This window comes from Hymenobacter sp. R533113, from assembly GCF_056835965.1.
Genome location: NZ_JAKWBD010000013.1, coordinates 1,910,188 through 1,934,349 on the forward strand (window position 1 = coordinate 1,910,188; position 24,162 = coordinate 1,934,349).

Genomic DNA, 24,162 nt, shown 5'->3' on the forward strand with positions numbered 1-24,162 from the left:
GAAAGTCAATGCTCAGTTCTTACTCAACCAAATTAAGTAATTATTGGTTTTTAATCACTTTCAGGCCATGAAGAAGGGCCAATATGTTCGGTTAGGGCGGAGGCGTTAAGCGATAAAACGAATTAAAATAACCGTGTCAACTACTACGGACTGCTGCTTAATGACGGCAGTCCAGATCCTTTTCTATTAAAACGGTGAGCGATTGAGTATCGGTGAGCAGAAGCGTAGCCGAAAGCCCGTTTTGGTCCGTACTGGTCCACTGGTTGGCTAGGGTGGCGGGCACCTTTACGGTGATGGCCCCGGCCCCGTACGTCACCCGAAAATGCTCCGTTTCTACTCGTTCCAGGGCGTAAGTTAAGGTGTCGGCAGCAGTAGGGCCCAGCGGCAGCACCGCCGCTACCCGACCAGCATCGGTAAACTGTTGGACCTCCGCTTCGGAGAGGCGAAGGCGAAGGGAGCTGTCTTCAATGCGAAGTTTCATAAGGAGTCGGATTTTCAGAGCCCGGCGCAGCCGGGCCCGCGGGGGTGGAACCGGTACGAATGCGCCATTCCCCACAATATACGTTGTAGCGCCCCTGACGAACGAAACCGCAGAGCGTCATGCCAAAGTTTTGGGCCGCCTGCACCGCCAGCGAGCTGGGCGCGCCCACAGCGGCCATGATCGGGATGCCAGCCACGGCGGCTTTCTGCACCAACTCAAACGATGCCCGCCCGCTCACCAGTAATACCGAGTTATGCAAGGGCAGCTGCTCCTGCAGCAGCGCGGCACCAATTACTTTGTCCAGCGCATTGTGCCGCCCGACATCCTCCCGCAGAATGAGCAGCTCACCTTCAGGCGAAAATAAAGCTGCCGCGTGCAGGCCGCCCGTTTGCTCAAACAAGGCCTGCGCCGCCCGCTGCCGCTCCGGCAGCTGATGAATGACGGCTGCATCTACGTGGGGGGCATTTTTGGGCAGCACCGGGCAGGAAGCCGCATGCACCGCGTCGATGCTGGTTTTGCCGCACACGCCGCAGCTGCTGCTGGTATAAAAGTGCCGCTCCAGGCGCGGCAAGTCAGGAGTAGCAGCAGGAGCTAGCTCGGCCCGCACTACGTTTTCGCGCTCTTCCTCTTTCTCTACATCCGGGCAGTAGATAATGCCCTGCAAATCCTGACGGCCCCGAATGATGCCTTCGGTGAGCAGAAAACCAGCGGCTAGCTCAAAGTCGTGGCCCGGCGTGCGCATGGTAATCGACAGCGTGCGGTGCTCGCGCTGGCCGCTGGGGCCGTAGCCGATCCGAATTTCCAGCGGCTCTTCGGCGGCCAGCACATCGGAGGCTACCACCACGTTCTGGCCCTGCACCTTGTGCACGGTGACGTAGTCGTAGCTGGTGGGGGGAGGAAGGTTTTCAAGTGACAACTAACATTTAACAATGAGCAATTAACACTTACGAGAAGAAACCTTTGGCTCGAAAAACAGAAGCTAACGAGTATAGGTGAGTGAAATGAATAGTACAGGAGCTTATCCATTCTCTTAACTTTATTAGAACGGCGTAGGTTTTACGCACTATCCGTTGCTCTCTGCTCAGTGTTAGTTGCTCAGTGTTAAATGTTAATTGAAAATGCTCACTCAAGAAGACCGCCAACGCTACCGCCGCCACTTGCAACTGCCCGAAATAGGGGAAGAAGGCCAGGCGCGGCTGCTGGCCGCGCGGGTGCTGGTAGTAGGCGCTGGCGGCCTGGGCTGCCCGGTGCTGCAATACCTGGCCGCCGCGGGCGTCGGGACGCTCGGCATTGCCGACTCCGACCGGGTGGAGCTCAGCAACCTCCAGCGCCAGATTCTGTTCGGCAACGCGGATATCGGTCAGCTAAAAGCCGAGGCCGCGGCCCGCGCCGTAAAGCGCCTCAATCCAACTATCAAATGCGAGATTCACGCGCAACGGGTAAATCGCGCCAGTGTCGAAAAGCTGGTGGCCGCCTACGATCTGGTGGTAGATGGCTCCGATAATTTTGCTACCCGCTACCTGCTCAACGACGCCTGCGTGAGCACTGGCCGGCCACTGGTGTCGGGGGCCATTTATAAGTTTGAGGGCCAGGTATCGGTGTTCAATTACCAAGATGGGCCTACTTACCGCTGCCTGTTCCCAACTCCGCCTTCGGCCGCCGAAGCGCCCAACTGCGACGCCACCGGCGTGCTGGGCGTGCTGCCCGGCCTCGTTGGCTGTGCCCAGGCTACTGAGGCGCTCAAGGTGCTGTTGGGGCTGGGTGAAGTGCTGCGCGGCCGGCTCTGGGTGTTCGATGCGCTGAGCTTCCAGTCGCGCATGCTGCGCTTTCCGCGCCACCCCGAGCACTCACTACTCAACCTCAGCACGGCTTCCCCCGCCGATTACGCGGAGCTTTGCTCGCCCACGCCAGTGGCCGTAACGGCCCAGGAGTTGGCGGAGCTGCTGGCCTCCGAGGCACCCCCGTTTTTGCTGGATGTGCGCGAGCCGGAGGAGTACTACCGCTTTCATTTGCCGGGGGCCACGCTTATTCCGCTGGGCCAGGTAGTAGCGCGGGCCGGCTTGCTGCCTCGCCATCACCCTATTGTAGTATACTGTCACCACGGCGGGCGGAGCGCTGCGGCTATTACGGAGCTGCAAACCAAAGCCGGCTTTACCAATCTGCAAAACCTGACGGGGGGCATTCATGCCTGGGCATTAGAGGTTGACCGCACGATGCCACAATACTGAGGGAAAAATTCAGAAAATATTAGTCTATTAATGCGTCCGTGCAGTAATAGCATTGGTTGCATCTTTGACCCCACGCTACCAGCTATGTCCCACTCTGCCCCGTTGTCTACCACCACGCGCACCATTGCTTACCGCCCCGATCTGAAAATTTTAATTGTGCGCTGGCATCAGGATGCTGCCTTGTCAATCTTGCAGGCCGATTACCAAGCCATGTTGGAAGTAGCTGCCGAGCATAACTGCGCCCGTTGGCTGCTGGATGTGCGCCGGCGCGAAGACACCGATCCGCAGCTCAGCGCGTGGGCCAGCACTACCTTCTACCCCCAGGCCGCCACCCGACTACTGCCCCAGCGTCTGCACTTAGGCGTACTCAACTCCACTTACATCTACGACCGCTTCCGCAACGACCCGGTGCATCAGCAGTACGTGGCGTATATGCTCGCGCCGGAGCGTCCTTTCCTGACCAATGTTTTTGATGATGAAGGCGAGGCCACGCGCTGGCTGCAGAAGGCATAGGGGTCGTCAGCGTAGAGTTGCCGTTACCTGCCTAAGCTTCCTTTGTTAAGATTATAGTTACCATAAATGCCCCCCAGCATCGCTCCGACGCCCCGCCGCATTCGTTTTGACCGCAATGAGCTGGCGGGAGCCTTCGGGGACTTAGGCACCGATCTGCCCCTGCTTATTGGCATCATTGCGGCCTCCAATGTTGATAGCGCCAGCGTGCTGGTGATGTTTGGGCTGATGCAGCTGTTTTCCGGGTTTTGGTACGGACTGCCGATGCCAGTGCAGCCGCTGAAAGCATTTGCAGCTTTGGTTATTGCCCAGAAACTGCCCGGCAACGTCATCTTTGGCGGTGGGCTGGCCATTGGAGTGGTCATGTTCCTGCTCTCGGTGCTGGGGCTGATTGATGGGCTGGCCCGACTGGTGCCCAAGCCCGTGGTGCGCGGTATTCAGCTGGGGCTGGCGTTGCAGCTGGCTTCGCTGGCGCTCAAAGAATATGTGCCCGCCGATGGACTGGGGGGCTATTTGTTGGCCGCCGCCGCGTTTGGCGTCACGGTGGCGCTGCTCGGCAACCGGCGCTGGCCGGCGGCTCTGCTGGTTATTGCGCTGGGAGGCATTTATGCCCTGGCTTTCAAGCTCGATCTTACCTCTTCCTACGCCGCGCTGGGCTTCCATTTGCCTGCCTGGCACACGCCCAACCGCGCCGATGTCCTGACCGGCGCCCTGCTGCTGGCCCTGCCCCAGATTCCGCTGTCCCTGGGCAATTCCATTCTGGCCACCAAGCAGGTCCTCACCGATTTCTTCCCCGAGCGCCGCATCACCGTCCGCCAAATCAGCTTCACGTACTCGCTGATGAACCTGGTCAATCCGTTTTTTGGCGGTATTCCGGTGTGCCACGGCTCGGGTGGGCTGGTGGGGCACCACGCGTTTGGGGCGCGCTCCGGCGGCTCGGTTATTTTGTATGGGGGGCTTTTTTTGGTACTGGGGCTATTTTTCAGCCAGGGCTTCGCCCAGATAGTGCAGATATTTCCTTTACCTATCCTCGGCATTCTGCTCTTATTTGAATCCCTGACCCTGGCCGCTCTTATCCGCGACCTGACCAACTCCCGCACCGATTTGCTGGTGGCCTTGCTGGTGGGCCTGTTGTGCGGCGGACTGCCCTACGGCTATCTGGTGGGCCTTGTGGTGGGTACGGCAGTGTATTATGCCATGCAGCGCGGCTGGGCAGGCCTGGGCAAGTAAGCTTCGGCTTTCCGCTGCTCTCAACTGCAAATACACACAATTGTCCAGGGTGTGTGGACTGTCAACCTTGTGAGGTCGTTATGCTGACGAAGGAAGCATCTCGCGTGCTGATGCGAGAGTAGTAACCTTACTACCGCGAGCGAGATACGTTCTTTTAGCAACTGTCCACACCCTTCACGACTACGCCGGCATCGACATTTTTCGCTTCAGCGAAGACGGCAAAATTGTGCCGCCTGGCTCAAAGAATAACGGAGGTTCTAGCGGCTACGGCGCACTCAGAATGCTGCTGATAGTACCCTCGCTTTTGCCGTAGCCGCGATAATCGAGCATAAACACGTCGTAGCCCAGGCAGGTGTACACGGGGGCCACGTCGCCCCAGCTGGCCAACGAGCCGGCATTGCCGTGCAGATAAAAGACGAGGCCTTTCGGGGCTTGCGTAGTAAAGAGCAACCCGTGCAGACGGGCGCCATCGGCAGTCGGTATCCAGCGTTCCTCGAAAGGCGTGGGGAAAGTAAAGCGGTAGGTGGGGGGCAATTTCTGCGGGAAGAACAGCAGGCTTTCCTGCTTGAGATACAGCAGGCAGCATACCGCCACATACAGCACGAAGACCCCGCCAAATGCAATGAGAAAAAGTTTCATAGCATAGACTTGCGCTGTTTGCTGGTGGCCGGGTAAGTAAGCCACTATACTACGGCAGGCGGCGGAACAGGGTCAGCAGAGGTCCGTAAGAATCGGCGGCAACCTGACGTAACCTTTTATCTGTCAGTAAGTAAGCTTGGAGCCGCATTAAGCTTATTCCTCTGGCTGGGCTCAACCAAATCGGTTGTGTGTCGTTGAGCTTGTTATGAAACGCATCCCTCCATTTCATTCCTTAGTGCGCGGTATCGGAGTCATGGATGTATATCACGACAACGATGAGTGCGCCATTGCCAAGAGCGTAGAAGAACGTTACCGGCTGCCGGGCGTGGGCAAAAACCGAACGCACTGCTCTTTTTGCGCTACTATCAATGAAGGGCTAAATACAAACCGGATAGCTACTCAGAGCTCCCTGCCTCCCCCTCATCAAGCAGACTAATTATCTCATCCAGAGAGAGTTGTCCTGCTATGAATTGATTCAGTAAGTGCTGCTCGCGCTGTGCGGGCGCCAGCCGGGTGTTTTTGGTAAGCGTAAGCGCCCAGGCTACTGCCCGCTCACGCTTATCACGCTGCTTCAAGTCGGAAGGTTGCAAAGGTTTCATATCTGCAATTTCCAACCTCTTTGCCTTCCTTACAAGCTGAACAGGATCTTTGTTTCTTGAAAAAATACTGAAATGCAGAACGATATTACTAGCATAAGTATGCATTAATACTTAGCAGAGCAAGTTGTTTTAGACAAATGCGAGACAGATATGCAGTTAAAATCATAAACTCAACCGTTGCACTAACCGTTGTAAGCACGGCCTTAGAACTGAAATATTAGCCCCCAATTGTCGACATCGACTCGAAGCTGAGCTGATGGACGGGCCGTTGTCGCTCGGCTTCGAAACCATCGGCGGCGCGGTGGCGAAAAGCGTAGATGAGCGCGTCGCGTACGTCTTCGTCGGAGCTGCCACTACGCAGCAAAGCCCGCACATCCAGCACGCCCTGGTCGTAGAGGCAGGTTTTGAGGCCGCCTTCGGCCGTTAGCCGAATGCGGTTGCAGGTGCCGCAGAAAGTACGCGAGTAAGCGGCAATGATGCCGATTTGGCCCAAGTGGCCCGGAATAGCGTAGGCCGTAGCCGTAGCGCCAGCCGGCGTGGGTAGGGCGTGCAAGCCTGGAAAAGCCCCCCGCAGATGCTCACGAATCCGAACGTGGTTCCAGGGCAAAGCAATGGCGCCGTGGCTGCCGCCGTTGAAAGGCATTTCTTCAATAAAGCGCACATCCACGGGCAACTCGCGGGTGAGCTCGGCCAGCGGAATCAGGTCTTCGATGTTCTGCCCATCCATCACCACGGCGTTTATCTTTACCGCAATATTGGTAGCCAGCAGAGCGTGCAAGGTGTCGAGGACCTGCGGCAGCTCGTCGCGGCGCGTAATGCGCAGGAAGCGGGCCCGGTCAAGCGTGTCGAGGCTCAGGTTGACGCTGCGAATGCCCATGCGCACCAGTTCTGGTATATGCGGAGCCGTGAGTACGCCGTTGGTAGTCAGGCTGATGTCTTGGATGCCTGGAATCTGGCTTAGCCGATTCATGAAGGGCACCAGGTCGCGGCGCACGAACGGCTCGCCGCCTGTGAGGCGTACTTTACGCACGCCCAGTCCGGCCAGAATACCGACTACGCGCTCCATTTCTTCGTAGCTCAGCAAGGCGCGCTTGGGCATGTAGTCGATGCCCTCGGCGGGCATACAGTAAAAACAGCGCAGGTTGCACCGATCCGTAACGGCCACGCGCACGTATTCGAGCGGCCGGCCGTGGTTATCGTACAAAATGGATGGAGCAACAGACATAGATAAGGTAAAACGCAGCGGCAATCTATAACGTTCGGTGGCGTAAGCCGGACGGTTTCGGAACAAAAATGGTTCGACGTACTTTGCTTAGGTAGCGCCTCTGCCTACGCTCAATTTACGAACTCACATCTCAACAAATGAAACTTAAGCTTTCTCTTTTCGGCATTACAAAAGAAATCGTCGGCAGCTCGGAGCTAGAGCTAACCGCGCCCGACACGCAGTCAGTGGCCGGCCTGATGGAGCAGCTTCGCACCGATTACCCGCAGCTTCGCAACCTGACCAGCTGCGCCGTGGCCGTAAACAGCGAGTATGCCGCCGATGATTATCAACTGCATGAGCGCGACGAAATTGCGCTTATCCCGCCCGTAAGCGGTGGCTAAATTTCAATTAACAATTAACAGTGAGTAATTAACAATGGCTACGCTGCCTACTTGAAGCAGGCTTATCTAATTGCTCATTGATAAATGTTAATTGATAAATGTTAATTGCTCACTATGCTTATTGAACTCACCGACCAGCCCATCGACGTAGCTGCTGCCATTGCCGCCGTCGAGGCCGACGGCGCGGGTGCCGTAAACGCCTTTATCGGTACAGTTCGCAACCAATCGACTGGCCGGCCAGTGGTGCGCCTGCACTACGAAGCCTACGATGCTATGGCCCTGCACCAAATGCGCCGCGTAGCCGAGCAGGCTCAGGCACAGTGGCCCATGCTCCAGAAAATAGCCGTGGTACATCGAAAAGGCACCCTGGAAATCGGTCATGTAGCCGTGGTGGTGGCTGTATCTACGCCCCACCGCGCCGAGTCGTTTGCTGCCTGCCAGTTTATCATCGACACGATTAAAAAGGTAGTGCCTATTTGGAAGAAAGAAGAGTTTGAGGATGGGCAGGTGTGGGTAGCCGCGCATCCGTAGCCTCACCCCCGGCCCCCTCGCCTAAGGGCGAGGGGGAGCCTGACGCCCGGCCTGCGCCGCCCTGTCGGCTCTCGCCTCCAGGACAGCTACCTTTCTAACTATTGACGATTAAATTGTCCCTATAAAGCAAAAGCCAACGATTACCTGTCGCTGGCTTTTCTTTTTTAAGGATACATGAAATGGATAGCGGTTGCGGAGGCAAGAGCCAACGGAGCCACGTTGGCGGAGCGCCAGGCTCCCCCTCGCCCCTAGGAGAGGGGGCCGGGGGGTGAGGCCAACTCCCGTTGCGCGGCCTCTCGCTCCTCGGGCGTGTTCACATTGCGCAACTCACGGACATCTGGTGCCTTCAAAATGGCTATGTCAGAGTTGATGAGCGCCTTGCGGGGGCACGAGTAGCCTAAGCTTAGAAACCGCAGCAGTGTGGCGTAGCTACTGGGCTCCCAGATGGTGATGAGCGGCTCGGGGAAGTCATTGTGTGGGCTTTGAAAGGCGGTGGCCATCTTGCCGGTTTGGCGGTGTGCTACTAAGTGGTGTAGGGTGCCGGCGGAGAGGAAAGGCAGGTCGCAGGCTACCACCAGCCAGGCCGCGTTGGGATCAAATTGGAAGGCCGACAAAATGCCCCCCAGTGGCCCTAAATCCAGAAAGCGGTCGGGGAGAGGTTGTAGCGTGGCGGGTAACTCTGCGGCTTGGTCGGGGCGGCAGGATACGTGTACATCGGTGCATACTGCGGCCAGTAGCTCGGCAGCGTACTCGCGCTGCTCGCGGCCGTGGTATTGCAGGCGGCCTTTATCGGTCTGCATGCGCTGACTTTGCCCCCAGCCAGCACCAGGCCGCGCAATGGTGGTGCGCTGGCTTGCCACCATTGCTTTATAAATGCGGCAATGCCTTCCGTATCGGCTAGGTTGAGGGCTGGAATTTGCCCAGCGTTAGGTAAATGATTCTTCAGATACTCAGGTAGCTCTTGCTCTGCCGTCATGCGCAGAATGAGCTGCACATCCGTCAGGCGGTCGAGCTTGCGGTCCAGTGGCTTGGCTGGGTCGAGGAGGATGATTTGCTGCTTTGCGCGAAAATGGTTGCCATTTACCAGTACCAAACTCTGGTGAGCCAGCCATTCCAGTTGACTAAACTTATCCATTGCCCGCGGCTGGTCTAAACGCCGAAACTGAATCTTATCGGTCAGCTCGGCCGTGGCGCCGGCTTGCAGCATGGGGCTGGCGCCAGCCGTGTCGTCGGCATCAGCCGTGGCATGGTCAGCGTCCACATAGCCTACACTCAGGGCAGGCGCCAAGTGCGGCAGCAGACGGGCTACCAAATCCTTTATTTTACCGCAAGGCGCACCTAGAATAGCCAGCTCGTGGCGGCCGAACTCGCCAATGTTAGGGCGAGCTAGGGCCGCGTGCTTGGTGCGTGGCTTGGGGGGCAAATCGGTGGAAATATTACTCGTCGACATGATGAAAATCTTTTTTACCGCCGGTCTTCTCGATCAGGCGGGTTTCACTGATAACAATGTTGTGCGACAATGCCTTACACATATCATACACCGTAAGCGCAGCCACGGATGCACCCATCAGCGCCTCCATTTCCACACCCGTTTTGCCGGTTACAGTGGCCGTACATTCAATAACGATGGCATCAGGCGCGGCTACTTCAATTCGCACCTGACAGTCATCGAGACCCAATGGATGACAAAGCGGGATGAGGTCGGCGGTTTTCTTGGCGGCCATTACACCGGCCAGAATAGCGGTCTGAAACACCGGACCTTTACGCGTGGGCAAGTCGCCAGCCTGCACTAGCTGCACAATTTCGGCTCCCAGCACCACGCGGCTGCGGGCCCGAGCCACACGACGCGTAGCAATTTTGCCCCCCACATCGACCATAGACGGTTGGCCAGCAGCATTGAGATGAGTAAGTGAGCGAGAGTCGGACATAAACGGAAAGATATTTTTAGAAAGACACAACGGCACACTTGATTTCTGACTTTGAGCCTTGCAAAAACAATTCAAAGCGAACGTCATGCAGAGCGGGAGCGCAGCATCTCGCGTGTTTAGCTGAATTACCAATTCGATGACCGCACGCGAGATGCTTCGCGTTGCTCTGCATGACCGCTTATTACTAATAAGCAGAGTCGAAAAGTAGACGGCTACACAAAGAAAGTATAACAGCTTTGGCAGCAAACAGGCCGGATAACCCAAATTTACGTTACGCAACCCCAAACGTGCTCCGGTACTTTTCGCCAACTATTGCTCGCTCCTATGATTTCAGTCGCCGAAGCTACTCGTCTTGTTTTAGCAACCGCTCGTCCGCTACCGACTGAAAACGTGCCTTTGCTAGCAGCAACCGGCCGCGTATTGCGCCAAGACCTCACCGCCGACCGTGACTTTCCGCCCTTCAACCGAGTGGCAATGGATGGCGTCGCCTTGGCATTTGAAGCAGTGTCTGGGGGGCAAATTGAATTTCCTATTGAGGCCACGCAGTTTGCGGGTGCGCCGCCGCAGCCTCTCCAGAATCCGCGGGCGGCCATTGAAATCATGACCGGTGCCGTGTTGCCCCCCGGCACCGATACCGTGATTCGCTACGAAGATCTGTCGTTTCAAGTAGTTGGTGGTCAGCGGGTAGCCACTGTGCAGGTGTTGCCCGAGCGAGTAGGCCACAACGTGCACGCACGCGCCGCCGACCGCCGCCAAGGCGACTTACTGGTGCCCGCCGGTACTCGCCTTGGCCCGGCCGAAATAGCCGTGGCCGCTACCATTGGCGCAGCCACGCTGTCGGTTACGCGGCTGGCCCGCCTGGCCATCGTCAGCACCGGCGATGAATTGGTAGACATCAGTGAAATGCCGCTGCCCCACCAGATCCGGCGTTCCAACGCCACGATGCTGCAAGCTGCCGCCCAAGCCGCCGGCGCCACGACCGAAGCGTTTCACTTCAACGATGATCAGGAAATATTGCGCCAAGGCTTGCCCAAACTCCTGAGCAGCTTCGATGCGGTGGTGCTTAGTGGTGGCGTCTCAAAAGGACAAGCCGATTTTTTGCCCGGCGTGCTGCGTGAACTCGATGTCGAGCAGATTTTTCACGAAGTACAGCAGCGGCCAGGCAAGCCGTTTTGGTTTGGGCAGAAGCCAAGTGGGGCGGTGGTATTTGCCCTGCCTGGCAATCCAGTGTCCACCTTCGTGAATTATTACCGCTACGTGCAGCCCTGGCTCCGCGCCTGCCAATCACCCAAAATGCCCCCCACGCTTACCTCAGTAGCTGTGCTGGCTACTTCTGTCAGCTTCCGCCCGCGCCTCACACACTTCCTGCCTGTACGACTCGAAATGACCTCAGACGGTCGTCTGCTGGCCCATCCGCAACGAGCCGGCGGCTCCGGCGACTTAGCCAGCCTGCTCCACTGCGACGGTTTCCTGGAATTGCCCCCCGAGCCGACGGAGTTTCCAGCCGGCGAGGCTTGGCCACTACTGCGGTTTCGTGAGTAACGCTATAAATCCCAAGAGCAAGCAAAAGGCGGTCATGCAGAGCAAAGCGAAGCATCTCGCGTGCTGACACTGGATTACTAATCCCACGACCGCACGCTAGATGCTTCGCTGCCGCTCTGCATGACGGCCTAATTAGCAGTCATATTGCTTGGCATTTGACTTTAAAAGAGCCTACGCAAACACATTAATCACCGATTCTGAGAACCGCTCCATTTCCTCCAGCTGCGGGCTGCACTGCAATAGGAAGAAATCAACGCCGACGGCTTCGTAAGCGCCGATGCGGTCCTGAATCTGGGCGGGCGTGCCGGTGAGGCCGGTGCGCAGGCCGCGGTTCGACACAGAGTAGTCATGCAGCGACACCTGTTGCTCCAGCTGCGTGCCGGCCAGCCACTGCTGGTAGTTGCCGTAGCCCGCAGCAGAGGCCTGCACATTGGTAATGCGGTCCAGCTCGCGCTTCACTTCCTGCTCACTGTCACGCACGATGCTGTAGCCGGCCACCCCAAACTTCATGGGGGGCAAATTCTTTTGCTCACGGCGGCGGCGCATGTCGGCAATACGCTGCCCGATTTGCTCCGGCGAGTCGCCGTGCATTACGTAGCCGTCGCACTGCGAGGAAATCAGATCCTTCGCCGCTTCCGATTCGCCACCGGCGTACAGGAAAGGCTTCTTCGCAGGCTTGGGCTGTAACACGTTATCAGTCAGCTGATAATACTTGCCTTCGTAAGAGAAATGGTCTTTCTCCCACACGTTGGTCACCACGTCCAGCCACTCTTTGGTGCGGGCGTAGCGGTCGTCGTGCTGCTCGAAATGCAAGCCGTACTTGGTCGCCTCATCGCGCCACCACGACGATACCACGTTCAGGGACAAGCGGCCCGGCGCAATCAAATCGATGTTAGCCGCTTGTTTGGCCAGCAAGGCCGGATTGTGGAAAGTCGGCCGCACAGCAACCATGATTTCCAGCTCTTTAGTCGAGGCAGCCAAGGCTGCGGCCGTGCTCCAAGCTTCGAGGGCTGGTGCTTCCTGACCTTTGATATCGTTCAGATACAGCTCCGCGATGAGCGTGAGGCTGTAGCCCCAGTCCTCGCTGCGCTGGGCCAGCTGTTTTACGTAATCCCACGACGTAGGCATTTGCTCATCGGGGACGTTGCGGAGCCAACCGCCGAAAATGGGAAGCCAATAGCCGAATTTCATATCGTGAGGGCGTTTGCGGTGGATAATTCAAGTTGCTGCTCCAGGTAATCCACGAAGCGGGCGTAGGGGTCAAAGCCGACCACGTTCACGGCATCGGCCACGAAGTTGGATAAGGCGTTGATGTCGTAAAACAGGGCCTCACCGGTGCGGTCATCAATCAGATACTCAATGCCACCCACATCAATTTTGGCGGCGGCTACCAGACGCTCCACGGCCTCAATTATCTCAGCGGGCGGCGTGGTGGCTTCCACCTGAATACCTTTTTTGGTGCCTCAGTCAGACAGAAATCGCCGGCCGTGGGCTCGTCGGGTATCTGGCAGATTTCGGCGGGGCAGAGGTTAAAGCTCTCACCGGTAGTATACACCTTCATGGCGTACAAAAACTTGCCATCCAGCGTTTCCACGCGGGTAATATGCCCCCCACGCGGCGTCACGTACTCCTGCACCAGCGCCGTCTGGTCAATGCCCAGATCAATTTGATTAGCGTCTACGGCCGCTTGCAGGCCTTCAGGTGTATCGAAGCGAATAATGCCCGCGCCGCTGCCACCGATGTTCACCTTCACCACAATCGGAAAGCGCAGCTGCTGAGCCGCGTCCACGGCCCGCGAGGTGTGGTTTATCACGAACGACTTCGGGTAGCTCAACCCCAGCGACTCGAACAGCGAGAGTTGACGGGCTTTGTTGGTCTCAATTGCCGTAGCAGCTGAGCCATTGATGATGCGTACCCCAAGTCGCTCCAGATGAGTAGCGAATCCAGCAGTGTGAAAAATGCCTTGTCCGTGTCCGCGCAGGTAGGCCGAAGAGCTCATCCGATTCACCACCAGCGCATAGGGGCTTTCCTTTTCGGCAGGATCAAACAGGTGGTGGGCAGCGTCAATCTTTTCGTAGGCCAAACCGCGCCGGTCCAGCTCCGCAAACAACGGCTTAAACCATTCAGGGTGCTCGTAATAAATGCCGATAGGCTTCTGTAAATCAGACATGTTAAGGTGTTATAGTATTGAAGTGAAAACGGTTGGGATTTGCGCTTTTCCGGCTTTTATGAGGCCGTAGCCCTAAAGGTTGATGAAGACGATGCTGGGGGGCTTTTTCAGTTGAGCAGGCAGAACGCGCTCCGTGAGGCGTGGCTACGGGCAGTAGGGTTGAAAACAGAAAGCGGAGAAGGCCCTATGCGTTAGTTCCAAGCACGAAGTAGCTTAGCTAAAGCGATTTCGGAATTAGTGTATAGATGTAGCGCGAAGCTTCTGCTTCGCGTATTGTTGTTTCGTTGGTAAAAAAGCCCCCCATGAGTCGTTCAACGATGCGCGAAGCAGAAGCTTCGCGCTACATCCTCTACAGCTATTCTAGCTGGCTACGTGCGGGTAACGGAAACGAACAGGAGCACACCAGCCGCTGAAAAAGCGTCAGGCTAATATGCTGGCAGGAAAGGGGAAAAGTAAATCAACAACAACCTTGTCCTACCGGGCGCATACAACAGACAGCTGATGCGAACTGCGCGCAACAGCACTGTTGCGAAGCAACGAGGGGTGAGGAGAAAGCGGAGGTGTTGAAAAAATCCACGGCAACTTGTTTTTATATGGTCAGGACTTGGCACCGTTCCACGGGGGTGGGGGTTGCCGGCGCTTCGCGGAGCCTGTCTCTCTGCGCCTCTTTATAAAAACAATCCTTTGATGGGAAAGAATTGGTAGCACAAATGTACCAACTCGTTTCTTAACATTCCAAATTTGGGCAACAGGCAGTATGTTCTACCTTCACCCGGCTCACCCAAAGCGAATTTGGTTGGTAGAGGTGTCAGCTAAGAAGGAATACGGCAGGTGCTCCTCTACTCGGTCAGGTTTCTTTTATTTCCCTTTTGTTGCGAATTAGTTTATCAGATGTTAAGATAGAGGCCGAAACAGGTGCTTATGATTTGGCATTCACAGACGATTGGATGTACTATCGAATCAGTCTTACTAGAGTGAAGGACAAGCCTTGTGCGTACTTCAAAAACGATCTAATACAGAATATTGAGGTTACAGAGCAAGAGTTCAATCTGGCTAAATACCGTGCGCCTATAACACCGTGCGAGAACGGAGAAGAGGTAATTTTTATGCCAAACGGGAATACGCTACGTTGCTATTTTCAGGATTCAATAGTTCGCATATTCAGTCCTACGGGGGTATTGTTGCGAAAATTACCCTCATCCATAGAGGCAGTAACTGGTATTTATAGCATTGCCCTTGATGCTGATGGCCACCTGTGGACAGTACTGCCGTCTTTTCATCAGGTGGCCCAGTACGAAATTGCTTCAGGGACTAAGCTATATGAACTCGGAGGCAGTTGGGACCCTGGAGAGTTCAACCATCCAGAATACATTAGCATCTACGATGATTATGCTTTCATTAGTGATATGGGCAATTACCGAATAGTCCTGTTAGATACTAGGAAGAAAAGCTTTGGTACATATCGCACGTTTGAACAACCAGTTTGGCAGTATAGACGCTTTAAAAACAAGGAAATTGTGCAGCTAAGTAATGGTATTTATACCCTCTAGCCTATTTTGCACAGCATACAGATACATGTTCCTCTGGGGGCTCCGCCCAAGGTAAAAAAGGTGCAAGGCTAAGCCGCCTGCCTATTTCTTCCCCACTGCCAGAGAGACGCGCCATTGCACGTCTTCCTGCTAAACGAATACATACCCACATTAGGAGGCGCGAAGTGGCACGTCTCTATAAATTCAACCCGTAGATGTAGCGGCCATACGGCGCCTACGAAAGCAGCCACGCCCGCAACCGGGTAAGCAGGCTACCCGATGAGCCAGAAGTTGCTGAAGTCGTTGGAGCCGTATCTGGGTCGTCATCCTGTACAGCTGACATCAGGGCGCTGTGGTCGGAAAGAACCTGCTGGGCGGCTTCCAGATCCTGCTGGCGCACATGGAGCCGTACGCCGCCCGAAATCGGGCCGTAGGGCCGATTCTCGTTGCTGATAAAGCAGACAATGCCAGCCGCTTCCAGTTGATTCTTGGCCAGGTGCGCCGAAATAGAGTTAGCAAACGACTCCAGCAGCACGACCTTGCCCTCAGGTGGCTCGATGAACATAGAAGGTTGAGTTTTCATTAAAACACGCGAAGCACCCGATTAGGTGCTTCGCGTGGTAAAAACTATACGCCGGCCTGTAGGGGCGCGTTGCACGCGCCCGTGGTTGTTTAGTTGTTAATTCAGGTCGTTCAACTAAACAACCGGAGGTCAGCGTTAACTAGCGACGGGCGCGTGCAACGCGCCCCTACTTGAACAGGTCCAGCGCTTTAATAAACGTCTGGGAAACGCCCCACAGCAGCGGTACGCCCACGTAAAGCCAAGCCAGCGCCGTTTGGAGGCCCGACGAAGGTGTAGCATCAGCGTCGGCGGTAGTATTGATTCGATTTTCCATAGGAAGAAAGTTTAGCGAGCAAAGACAGAAAGTAGAGTGGGAATCAGGCGGCTACTTTGGGCGCCGCAGCTTCCTTGTAGTGGTACTTGTCGTTTACGGCCGTTACCAGCATATTGGCAATCAGGCCCACCACCAGCACACCGGCCATCACGTAAAATACCGTTTGATAGGCCTCGGCGCCCGTCAGCCCTTTGTCCTTCTGGCTTTGGTGCAGGTAGTTGACAATCAGCGGCCCCAAAATGCCGGCCGTGGACCAGGCCGTGAGCAGGCGCCCGTGGATAGCTCCTACCTGCATGGTGCCAAACAAGTCGCGCAGATAAGCGGGAATGGTAGCAAAACCGCCCCCATACATGCTCAGAATCACGCAGCACACAATGACAAACAGCGTCAGCGAGTGATTAGCTGCCAGCGTGGGCACCAGCGCATAAAGCAAAATGCCCAGGCCAAAGTAAATCATGTAGGTAGGCTTGCGACCCATCTTATCCGAAGCCGACGACCAAAAAAAGCGCCCCAGCAGATTGAACAAGCTCAGCAGCCCCACAAAGCCGGCGGCAGCGGCGGCCGTTACGCCTAGTCCTTGCCCCATGGAGGCGTCGGAGAAGGTTTCCTGAATAAGCGGAGAGGCCGTTTCCAGCACCCCGATACCGGCCGTCACGTTCATGCATAGCACCACCCACAGCAGCCAGAATTGCGGCGTTTTAATGGCCGTATCAGCGTCCACGTTGGCCGTAGTTATCAGAGCCGTGTTCTTGGTGGCAGGCACATAGCCAGCCGGCTTCCAGCCCTCCGCCGGTACCCGAATTGTGAATACCCCAAACATCATGAACAGCAAGTAGATAGCGCCCATAGTGAGCATGGTAGGCGCTACCCCCATCGGGGCCGAATCTTTAAAGTACGACATCAGGGCCACAGCCAGCGGTGAGCCAATCATAGCACCCCCACCAAAGCCCATGATGGCCATACCGGTAGCTACGCCCGGCCTATCCGGAAACCATTTGATAAGCGTACTTACCGGCGAGATGTACCCGATACCCAGCCCGATGCCCCCCACAAAGCCGTAGCCGAAATACACGAGCCAAATGCTGTGCATAGACACTCCCAGCGCCGAAATAAAAAAGCCCCCTCCAAAGCACAAAGCGGAGGCCAGCATTGCTTTGCGAGGACCCACGCGCTCCAGCCATTTCCCAAATACCGCCGCCGACAAGCCCAACAAGACAATAGCAATGGAAAAGATAACCGCGAGCTGACCAGGCGTCCAGTCTGTAGGGGCGGGCGCATTTACATCACCGCTAATGAGGGCCCCCATTGGTTTCTTGAATACGCTAAAGGCGTACGCCTGCCCAATGGCGAGGTGAATAGCCAGGGCGGCCGGCGGAATCAGCCAGCGGTTAAAGCCTGGTCCGGCAATGGTTCGGCTGCGGTCCAGCCAGGAGGTAGAGGTTGCCATGCAGTAAAGGGAAGTAGTGAGAAATAGGTGAACGGGAGAGTGCTAGGATAGAGTGGAGGCCAAAAATGAGCCTCCGGGGTTGAGAATCAGGAAGGTAGAATTTTTTCTAGCAGATTATCAACCCAACAGCTATAAATGTTGCTAAACAGCTATAGCTTATAGCCCCCAACCTATTGCTCAGCAGGCTTACGACTTAGCCAACCGCGCAGACCCGGCTGCCGACTGGCGCGCAGAAAGCCGGCCAGGCCCTTGGCCATACGCTTAGCCATCTGCTGCTGAAAATCGGGGGAAGTCAGGAGGCGCTCATCGTCGGGGTTCGAGACAAAGGCAGTTTCCACCAGGGCATTCGGGTATTCAGTTGGGCCATTGAGCCCGAAGTTGAAAGTGCCTACGTTGCCAAAGCCCGGCAAGCCCGTAGCCAGCATCTCAGCGTAGAGCGCAGTGGATAGGGGCCGAAACGCCACGTAGCGGTAGTAGGTGCTGGTGCCCCGCACGGCCTTGTTGCCGGAGGAGTTGACGTGAATACTCACCAGCAAATCGGGGTTGGCCTGACGTAAGCGCAGGATTCGGTCGCCGTTGTCTACGCTTACGTCGGCCTCGCGCGTCATAAGCACACGGGCTCCTTTGCGCTCTAGCTCACGCTGCAAACGTTGGGCAATAGCAAGGGTGAGGTCTTTTTCGCGGGCGCCGCTGCCTCCTACGGCGCCGGTATTGGAGCCGCCGTGGCCGGCATCCACAGCTACGGTCAGGCCTCGCAGGCTCATCTTGGCTGGGGGGCGTTTTACGCGAATAGTTAGCACATTCTTCTGGTAACCAATGCTGTAACCCCAGCTCTGGCGGTGGCGCAGGTGCAGCACCAGCCGAAATACGTCGGGCTGCACCTGCTCGTAGTACACGTCGCCGAGGGCTTGGAGGCCGGCGCGCTGGGTTATCCAGTTGGTGTTGGAAGTAGCCCCAAATACGTCGATGACCAGGCGGCTGGGCTCGGTCAGGAGCTGGGAGCGGTAGGGCAGGCGCTCGGTGAGCGGTACGCGCACGTAGTCGTAGAGCGAGTCGCCCTGCACGCTCCAGGAGCCGGTAAGCGAAGCTGGCACAAAGCCGCCAGGGGGCAAAAAACGCACACTATTCTGCGGCACCCAAGCGGTCTGGTTCTCAACTAGTCGCACCCGATACTGGTCGCCTACTTTGCCATTAATATGCAGCACCACCAAGGAATCGAGGTAACCCATTTTAGCTCCTCCTAAGCGGTCTTCGCCCAAGCCATAATTCAGGTAAGCCAAGGGGCCTGTCGTGACGGCGAGCTGGGGGGTATTTTCATCCAGAAAACGCACCTTATGTTGGCTGAACGCCACGGTGCGCACGCTGTCTGGGGTGAGCAGCTCGAAGGCAATCGGCCGATCCAAAAGCGTGTCGCCGGCTTGTACCACGTAGGTGCCCTGATAGATGCCGAGCTGGCCATTGGTGAGCGTAGGGGGCAATTCGATCATCGATTTGCCCCCCAGAAAGGCGGCCTTGGCGCCCGGCTGCCCTTTCAGGCGTACGTGCAGCCGGTCGCCGGGCTGCAACCACTGATCGGCGGCCGGTACGGTTTCGACCGTGTCGATCAGCGGTGCTTGCGCCAGTGCAGTAGTAACTGAGAGCAGCCGCAGCAAAAGTTTAGGTATATCCATGAAGCGTTAGAATGAAAATGGCTTAGTGGAAGCAGAACCAGCAGTTAATAATTGAATTTTAAAGGTTTGCAACCATTTGCCTTCTACTAAGATCATAGCCACAACTGCTGGCCCAGCACTTACGTCCGTGTAGTAAGAGGCAGCTACGGCACAGCGCTACCTCAGTTTCTCCTCCTCCTTATTCTTGTCTACCTCAGTGATGATAAAAACGCTAACCCTAATTGTCTGCCTGCTAGGCTGCGCTCTGTTTGCCCAAGCGCAAGATCAGCCAAAATCACCTATTGAAGCCGGCATCGAAGTAGTCAACTATAACCCATTGGGCAAGGGGCACCGCTACGACAACTCATCCGCTAATACCTCGGCTCAGTGGGTATCAGGCGCGTTTTTTCGGTACACTCCTAATCGGTTCGGGGTGCGACTGGGGGGCAATTTTAGCCAAGGCACTGTGAAGCCCAGCTATGATTATTGCGCCGATTGCCTGGAGGGAAAAGTAACGGACAAGGAACTGCAAGTAAAGCTTGGCGTCCAGTATGCGCCCCTGAAAAAATTCGATTGGTTGTATGTTTTCACCGACCTCTACTACCGCCGCTACACCTCCACCGGAGACCTTACGGGTGGGTTCTGCGGCTGCCTGGATGTTACGGAAACCCGCACTTCCAACGGGATTGGCCTGAATGCCGGCATTGGAGCCAGGATAAAGGTGTTTAAAAACGTTTACCTAAGCCCGGAAATCTACTACGACGTGCTACGAGCCCGTGATGAAACGACGCACCGGGACAACCGCAGTTTCAGCCTCATGCTACCTACTGCCTATCAGGAAACCACGACCATGCACCGCCCCGCCATGCGGCTACGGGCTACGTTTGCCTTCTAGGCATAACATTTTGTGCTTGGAAAACGCTCTGTCAGGCTAAACAGCTACTTGGCGTCAGTAGGGTACAAATGGTTGTACAGCAGACCGGCGGCGGCTTCCAACAGCGGCAAGTCGGTGGTGCGCTCCTGGCAGCGCTGCATATCGTAGTGACAAAGCGTGCCAAATGCCCTGCCCTCACTGTCCCGGATAAGGACCCCGCAATAGGAAACCACGGGCGTATCAACCAGGCCCTTAACGCGCGGATCGGTGGTGGCATCCGTGATTTCCAGCGGTGCCTGCTGACGGCCTACCAAGGCGCAGTAAGTGGCCTCCATCGGAGCGTCGGTGCCTTGCAGCACGTTAATGGGGTCGCGGCGGTCGTAAAGGGCCTCATTGCGTAACTGGTCACCATCGAAGCGAAATACGCCGGTGTAGCGGTGCGGCGTGCGGCTATTCAGGTATTGAAGCGCAGCATGAACTCCGTGCCGCTGCAACAAGGAAGTGAACTCTTCAATATCGTGGAGCACGGACGAATCGGGGGGGAAGCGCTGGTCATAGGAAAGAAAGGTGGCGGCCGGGCAGGACGAAAGAAGCGGAATCAACCCCTGTATGTGGCTGAAAATCTGGGAGCAGAGCTGCAAAGTATCACCTTACCCAAGGTGTGCGAACGGGTTTGTGACAGGCTTCGGCAACGCTTGAAAATATTCTAAAAAAGCTCCCAGCTATAAAATCTGAGGCTTTTTTTTAAGATAGGCAAAATAACCAGAACTGCAATGGGCTTAGCCAGGCGGCAAAAATCATTCTTTCACCGCTTTCCCCAAATCCTTTACATCGCGGCCCGATTCCATGGCTATAAACTCGGCTTGCAGCCCCCGAATACGGAGCTCATCGCGCCCTACTACATCCAGCCGGATTTCTTTGAGCCGGTAGTTGAGCCGCTTGTACACGCTGGTAGCGTAGTCCCAGTCGCGCTGGGTCCACTCGCGGCGCTTGGCGCGGGTCTGGCGCAGCAGCTGCGTGTAGGCCGGCTCAATGCTCTGGGGCGTGAGCTTATCGATGGTGGCGTAGGTGCCCAGCAGTTCGGTGGTAAAGGCTACCTCGGCCGCTGGGTCGAGGGGCTGGCGATTGCGGGCGCGGGCCGTGGCGGTGTAGTCGGCGGCGCGGTCGCCGGCCCGACTAAGCCGGTCGCCGGCGCGGTCGGCCAGGGTATCCAGCTTGCGGGCCTCCTCGCGCACTATCTCTTGGCGCTCGCGGGGCGTAGTATCGCAGGCGGCAAGTAGGAAGAGGAGGGCAAAGGATAAGCCTCTAACTGAAACTAATTGAGGTGAAGAAGTGGTGGAAGCTTTCATAGGTATTTGTACGCGCCAGCCGCCGAGTTAGATATCCGCTTGCTCGCAAATAGTCTCAACCATCAACATGGCAGTACCAGGTTACCTCTACTGCTTAAGCTTAAACGTGAATGGCTGCTCGTGCCGCACTACGACTGCATGCCCATTCTTGCGTGCTGCTATCCACTGGGCCGGAATGGTTCGGCTCACGCGCAGGGCCTCTTCATCGCAGCCACCCCCAATGCTTTGTACCACTTTGTAGTCAGAGGCCCTACCCAGCGTATCTATAGTCATAGAAACCACCACTCGCCCCTGAATATTCTGAGTGCGGGCCTTTTCGGGGTAGCTAACTTTGGTGGTGTACGTAGCCAAGGCTGCATCACCGCCAATAAAAATAGGAGGCTGATCTACGTGGGCGCGCACCCAGGTAGTACCCTGGGCCATCTCGTAGGCCACATCTTCGACGGGCCGAAAGTACACTAGCTGCTTGGCGGAGTGGTCGTAGCGCTGTATCACCACCTGTCGTCTTTCGCGGGTATAGCCATAGTACTCCCACACGCCCACTTTTTCGCCTTTTTCCTGCATCCCGCTTTCCCACTCCGTTTTACGAAGACGTTGGGCCTGCACGGGCGCGCAATACAAGGCAAACAGCACTGCTAGAAGTAGAAGTCGTTTCATAAAGACGCTAAAAAATACAGGGTAGTATAAGAAGGGCAGAGAAGAGAAAATACAAAACTGAATACTAGCTTGATTAAATAATTTATGGATAAAGTCATAAATATAAGGATGACCTGATTTTAGCCCGACGCAGTAATAAACTGCTTTTTTTCCATAAATCAGTTGAATAAGTGGAGTGTTAACTTCAAAAAGTAAACCATTTTGTAGTGGCTGTATAGAAAATATTCTAATACGCGTAGATATTATAAAAAACCGATTTATAGAGCAAGCACCACTATTTATGGATAAAGCTAAGGCCTCACTCAGAATCTGAAGCTGGCAAAAAGCCTCGTATAAGGGCAAAAGAGAAGCTTCCGACTAATCAGACCGGGCCACGTCCGCTAACTAGCGCGGCGCGGCCTGATTTGTCGGAAGCTTCTATAGATAATAGTGCTGAGATTTGGCCCCAAAAAGCCCCCCAGCCAGCGCTTTCCAGCGTTTGGTTATTCCTCGTCGGTGCGGTCGCGCAGGTCGCGTAGCTGACCCTGCAAACCAGGAAAGTGCGGACAGATTTTAGCCAACCTTCGCAGCACGCGCAGGGCACTGCGGTCTTCGCCCAGCATGCGTAGTATAGCAGCCCAGCCCGATAGGGCCCCAAAGTGGCGCGGCTCGCGGCGTAGGGTTTCGGTAATATCGAGCAGGGAAGCGCGGTACTCGCCCCGCATGTAATAGGCAGTGGCGCGCTTGTTCCAGCCTTCGGCAAAATCCGGCTGGGTGTCAATCAAGTAGGTGAAGTCGGCAATGGCACGGGTATAGTCGCCGGCCGACAGGCCCGCATGCCGGCCTCCAAGTGCTTGTCCAGCGCGTGGTCGCTGGTAGTAAGCCAGATTTGCCAGATGCCGCTCTGCAACGCCTCAATCTCTGCTGGCGCTTCCGCCTCTTGCAACCGGGCAAACAGATCGTCTAGTTCAGTTGACATTTATCAATTAACATTTAACAGTTCTGGCCGCCCTCAGATGGCGCCACTTAACCTGTTGTGAAAAGAGCTGACCTATCAGTTTACTGCAAAACCGAGCCGCGCGTTGATGTCAGGTAAAGGGGTTAAATGTTGATTGATAAATGTTAACTGACTGCTGGCTGCCTGTTAAATGGTAAATGTTAACTGATAACTGTCTAAAACAGCTCCTTGGCCACGCGCCGAATCGACTCCGACTTGCCCATGGAATAGTAGTGCAGACAGGGCACGCCGTGGGCCATCAGCTCGCGGCTTTGGTTGATGCACCACTCAATGCCAATGCGGCGCGCATCCTCGTTGTCGCGGCACTGACTCACGGCCTCAGCCAGCTCTTCCGGAATGTTGAGGAAAAACGTGCGCGGCAGCATCGTTAGCTGGCTTTTGGTGGTCATCGGCTTCAGGCCCGGAATGATAGGCGCCGTAATACCCGCCGCCCGGCAGCGCTTCTCGAAGTTGAAAAACTGCTCGTTGTCGAAGAACATTTGCGTGACGATGTACTCGGCGCCGCGGTCCATTTTCTGCTTCAGAAAGCGAATATCGGAGCCGTAGTTGGGTGCCTCGAAGTGCTTCTCCGGGTAGCCAGCCGTGCCGATGCAAAAGTTAGTAGGAAACGTGTCCTCCTGATCCTCATCCAGATAGCTGCCCTTGTTCATGCAGGCCACCTGCTCAATCAGGTCGCTGGCATAAGCATGACCGTCGGGCTCGGGCACAAAGTGCGGCTCTGACTTAATCGGGTCGCCTCGCAAAGCCAGCACGTTGTCGATGCCCAGAAAGTGCAGGTCAATCAGCGCATTCTCCGTCTCTTCCTTTGAGAAGCCGCCACACGTCAGATGCGGTACCGTATCTACGTCAAAACGGTTTTTGATAGCCGCGCAAATGCCTACCGTACCGGGCCGCTTACGCACGGTTTTGCGCTCCAAAAAGCCATTCGGCTGTTTGCGGTACACGTACTCTTCGCGGTGGTAGGTCACGTCAATGAAAGGCGGCTTGAACTCCATCAGCGGCTCAATATTGCCAAACAGATTCTGGATGTTCTCGCCCTTTCTGGGGGGCAAAACCTCGAAGGAAAACAGCGTTTTGCCGTCGGCTTGGATCAGGTGGTCGGTTACTTTCATATAGAACACCAGCAGCAGGCTGGTGAATAGTTGTAGTTGGTCGTTAAGCTCCCCTCCTCAGATGAGGAGGGAATGTTTCAGCGAAGCTGAGACGGGGGTGGTTGAGGGCGTTGTTTAGTTGTTTAAGTGGAGCTTCGTGTTAGTTATGTCATCCTTGACCTAGCGTCCGCTGGCGAAGGACCTTATAGA

At 55.9% G+C, this 24,162-nt stretch carries 28 protein-coding genes and 1 riboswitch; of the genes, 8 read left to right on the top strand and 20 right to left on the bottom strand.

The window, feature by feature from the left end; translation table 11 throughout:
- Positions 1-157 precede the first annotated feature (157 nt).
- The gene (locus tag MKZ35_RS17745; protein ID WP_482514520.1) at positions 158-481 is read right to left on the bottom strand and encodes a DUF7009 family protein; all 324 of its coding nucleotides are present in this window, start codon (positions 479-481) and stop codon (positions 158-160) included.
- Entirely contained in the window at positions 465-1,397 is a 933-nt protein-coding gene (gene fdhD, locus MKZ35_RS17750) for a formate dehydrogenase accessory sulfurtransferase FdhD (protein ID WP_482514521.1), read from the bottom strand. The genes MKZ35_RS17745 and fdhD overlap by 17 nt, the downstream gene beginning before the upstream one ends.
- A 202-nt stretch (positions 1,398-1,599) precedes the next feature.
- Here fdhD and moeB point away from each other — a divergent pair, with 202 nt between their 5' ends.
- The 3 genes from moeB (at position 1,600) to MKZ35_RS17765 (ending at position 4,449) form a co-directional block, all read left to right on the top strand.
- Positions 1,600-2,709 (top strand): molybdopterin-synthase adenylyltransferase MoeB, encoded by a 1,110-nt coding sequence (gene moeB, locus MKZ35_RS17755; RefSeq protein ID WP_482514522.1) that lies wholly within the window; start codon positions 1,600-1,602, stop codon positions 2,707-2,709.
- An 84-nt stretch (positions 2,710-2,793) separates the two neighbouring features.
- Positions 2,794-3,222: a hypothetical protein gene (locus MKZ35_RS17760; RefSeq protein ID WP_482514523.1), complete on the top strand. Its 429-nt coding sequence runs from the start codon at positions 2,794-2,796 to the stop codon at positions 3,220-3,222.
- Between the two features lie 66 nt (positions 3,223-3,288).
- A complete protein-coding gene (locus tag MKZ35_RS17765; RefSeq protein WP_482514524.1) occupies positions 3,289-4,449 on the top strand; it encodes a putative sulfate/molybdate transporter in 1,161 nt (386 codons plus the stop codon).
- A gap of 264 nt (positions 4,450-4,713) precedes the next feature.
- On the opposite strand, the gene MKZ35_RS17770 is transcribed toward MKZ35_RS17765, so the two are convergent.
- The 3 genes from MKZ35_RS17770 to moaA all read right to left on the bottom strand — a co-directional run bounded on the left by MKZ35_RS17770 (position 4,714) and on the right by moaA (position 6,894).
- Positions 4,714-5,088, bottom strand: a complete 375-nt coding sequence (locus tag MKZ35_RS17770) for an alpha/beta hydrolase (RefSeq protein WP_482514525.1) — start codon at positions 5,086-5,088, stop codon at positions 4,714-4,716.
- A 395-nt stretch (positions 5,089-5,483) separates the two neighbouring features.
- Positions 5,484-5,687, bottom strand: a complete 204-nt coding sequence (locus MKZ35_RS17775; RefSeq protein ID WP_482514526.1) for a hypothetical protein — start codon at positions 5,685-5,687, stop codon at positions 5,484-5,486.
- 217 nt (positions 5,688-5,904) lie between these two features.
- Positions 5,905-6,894: a GTP 3',8-cyclase MoaA gene (gene moaA / locus MKZ35_RS17780; RefSeq protein ID WP_482514787.1), complete on the bottom strand. Its 990-nt coding sequence runs from the start codon at positions 6,892-6,894 to the stop codon at positions 5,905-5,907.
- Positions 6,895-7,049: 155 nt separating this feature from the next.
- Between moaA and MKZ35_RS17785 the strand changes: the two genes are divergently transcribed.
- Together MKZ35_RS17785 and MKZ35_RS17790 are read left to right on the top strand one after the other, a co-directional pair.
- Positions 7,050-7,292, top strand: coding sequence for a MoaD/ThiS family protein (locus MKZ35_RS17785; RefSeq protein ID WP_482514527.1), 243 nt, complete (start codon positions 7,050-7,052; stop codon positions 7,290-7,292).
- A gap of 114 nt (positions 7,293-7,406) precedes the next feature.
- Positions 7,407-7,823, top strand: coding sequence for a molybdenum cofactor biosynthesis protein MoaE (locus tag MKZ35_RS17790; RefSeq protein WP_482514528.1), 417 nt, complete (start codon positions 7,407-7,409; stop codon positions 7,821-7,823).
- A 248-nt stretch (positions 7,824-8,071) separates the two neighbouring features.
- Here the strand turns inward: MKZ35_RS17790 and MKZ35_RS17795 are convergent, their stop codons facing one another.
- Both MKZ35_RS17795 and moaC read right to left on the bottom strand, forming a co-directional pair.
- Entirely contained in the window at positions 8,072-8,686 is a 615-nt protein-coding gene (locus tag MKZ35_RS17795) for an NTP transferase domain-containing protein (RefSeq protein WP_482514529.1), read from the bottom strand.
- A gap of 573 nt (positions 8,687-9,259) precedes the next feature.
- The gene (gene moaC, locus MKZ35_RS17800; protein WP_482514530.1) at positions 9,260-9,751 is read right to left on the bottom strand and encodes a cyclic pyranopterin monophosphate synthase MoaC; all 492 of its coding nucleotides are present in this window, start codon (positions 9,749-9,751) and stop codon (positions 9,260-9,262) included.
- A gap of 324 nt (positions 9,752-10,075) precedes the next feature.
- On the opposite strand from moaC, the gene MKZ35_RS17805 reads away from it, so the two are divergent.
- Positions 10,076-11,293 (top strand): molybdopterin molybdotransferase MoeA, encoded by a 1,218-nt coding sequence (locus tag MKZ35_RS17805; RefSeq protein WP_482514531.1) that lies wholly within the window; start codon positions 10,076-10,078, stop codon positions 11,291-11,293.
- A 171-nt stretch (positions 11,294-11,464) separates the two neighbouring features.
- On the opposite strand, the gene MKZ35_RS17810 is transcribed toward MKZ35_RS17805, so the two are convergent.
- From MKZ35_RS17810 to MKZ35_RS17820, 3 genes are read right to left on the bottom strand one after another with little or no spacing between them, the layout of a single operon-like run.
- Positions 11,465-12,484, bottom strand: a complete 1,020-nt coding sequence (locus MKZ35_RS17810; RefSeq protein WP_482514532.1) for an LLM class flavin-dependent oxidoreductase — start codon at positions 12,482-12,484, stop codon at positions 11,465-11,467.
- On the bottom strand, positions 12,481-12,735 hold the full coding sequence (locus MKZ35_RS17815) for a hypothetical protein (RefSeq protein ID WP_482514533.1): 255 nt from the start codon (positions 12,733-12,735) through the stop codon (positions 12,481-12,483). Before MKZ35_RS17815 ends, MKZ35_RS17810 begins: the two co-directional genes overlap by 4 nt.
- Positions 12,705-13,463 (bottom strand): ATP-grasp domain-containing protein, encoded by a 759-nt coding sequence (locus tag MKZ35_RS17820; RefSeq protein WP_482514534.1) that lies wholly within the window; start codon positions 13,461-13,463, stop codon positions 12,705-12,707. The genes MKZ35_RS17815 and MKZ35_RS17820 overlap by 31 nt, the downstream gene beginning before the upstream one ends.
- Positions 13,464-14,049: 586 nt before the next feature.
- A riboswitch (SAM riboswitch) is annotated at positions 14,050-14,140 on the bottom strand.
- Positions 14,141-14,332: 192 nt separating this feature from the next.
- On the opposite strand from MKZ35_RS17820, the gene MKZ35_RS17825 reads away from it, so the two are divergent.
- Positions 14,333-15,013 (top strand): NHL repeat-containing protein, encoded by a 681-nt coding sequence (locus tag MKZ35_RS17825; RefSeq protein ID WP_482514535.1) that lies wholly within the window; start codon positions 14,333-14,335, stop codon positions 15,011-15,013.
- A gap of 214 nt (positions 15,014-15,227) precedes the next feature.
- Here the strand turns inward: MKZ35_RS17825 and MKZ35_RS17830 are convergent, their stop codons facing one another.
- From MKZ35_RS17830 to MKZ35_RS17845, 4 genes are all read right to left on the bottom strand, one after another.
- Complete coding sequence (locus tag MKZ35_RS17830) at positions 15,228-15,557, bottom strand: putative signal transducing protein (protein ID WP_482514536.1); 330 nt, start codon at positions 15,555-15,557, stop codon at positions 15,228-15,230.
- A gap of 184 nt (positions 15,558-15,741) precedes the next feature.
- Positions 15,742-15,888, bottom strand: coding sequence for an MFS transporter small subunit (locus tag MKZ35_RS17835; RefSeq protein WP_482514537.1), 147 nt, complete (start codon positions 15,886-15,888; stop codon positions 15,742-15,744).
- 43 nt (positions 15,889-15,931) lie between these two features.
- The gene (locus MKZ35_RS17840) at positions 15,932-17,335 is read right to left on the bottom strand and encodes an L-lactate MFS transporter (protein ID WP_482514538.1); all 1,404 of its coding nucleotides are present in this window, start codon (positions 17,333-17,335) and stop codon (positions 15,932-15,934) included.
- Between the two features lie 170 nt (positions 17,336-17,505).
- Entirely contained in the window at positions 17,506-19,005 is a 1,500-nt protein-coding gene (locus MKZ35_RS17845; protein ID WP_482514539.1) for an N-acetylmuramoyl-L-alanine amidase, read from the bottom strand.
- A 199-nt stretch (positions 19,006-19,204) separates the two neighbouring features.
- Here MKZ35_RS17845 and MKZ35_RS17850 point away from each other — a divergent pair, with 199 nt between their 5' ends.
- Complete coding sequence (locus tag MKZ35_RS17850; RefSeq protein ID WP_482514540.1) at positions 19,205-19,879, top strand: hypothetical protein; 675 nt, start codon at positions 19,205-19,207, stop codon at positions 19,877-19,879.
- A gap of 44 nt (positions 19,880-19,923) precedes the next feature.
- Here MKZ35_RS17850 and MKZ35_RS17855 read toward each other — a convergent pair whose 3' ends face one another.
- The 6 genes from MKZ35_RS17855 to metF form a co-directional block, all read right to left on the bottom strand.
- Entirely contained in the window at positions 19,924-20,460 is a 537-nt protein-coding gene (locus MKZ35_RS17855) for a hypothetical protein (RefSeq protein ID WP_482514541.1), read from the bottom strand.
- A gap of 195 nt (positions 20,461-20,655) precedes the next feature.
- Complete coding sequence (locus MKZ35_RS17860) at positions 20,656-21,207, bottom strand: hypothetical protein (protein ID WP_482514542.1); 552 nt, start codon at positions 21,205-21,207, stop codon at positions 20,656-20,658.
- A gap of 87 nt (positions 21,208-21,294) precedes the next feature.
- Positions 21,295-21,864: an energy transducer TonB gene (locus tag MKZ35_RS17865; RefSeq protein ID WP_482514543.1), complete on the bottom strand. Its 570-nt coding sequence runs from the start codon at positions 21,862-21,864 to the stop codon at positions 21,295-21,297.
- A 482-nt stretch (positions 21,865-22,346) separates the two neighbouring features.
- Positions 22,347-22,628, bottom strand: a complete 282-nt coding sequence (locus MKZ35_RS17870; RefSeq protein WP_482514544.1) for a hypothetical protein — start codon at positions 22,626-22,628, stop codon at positions 22,347-22,349.
- Positions 22,625-22,822, bottom strand: coding sequence for a hypothetical protein (locus tag MKZ35_RS17875; protein WP_482514545.1), 198 nt, complete (start codon positions 22,820-22,822; stop codon positions 22,625-22,627). Before MKZ35_RS17875 ends, MKZ35_RS17870 begins: the two co-directional genes overlap by 4 nt.
- 194 nt (positions 22,823-23,016) lie before the next feature.
- Complete coding sequence (gene metF / locus MKZ35_RS17880) at positions 23,017-23,973, bottom strand: methylenetetrahydrofolate reductase [NAD(P)H] (RefSeq protein WP_482514546.1); 957 nt, start codon at positions 23,971-23,973, stop codon at positions 23,017-23,019.
- Between the last annotated feature and the right edge of the window lie 189 nt (positions 23,974-24,162).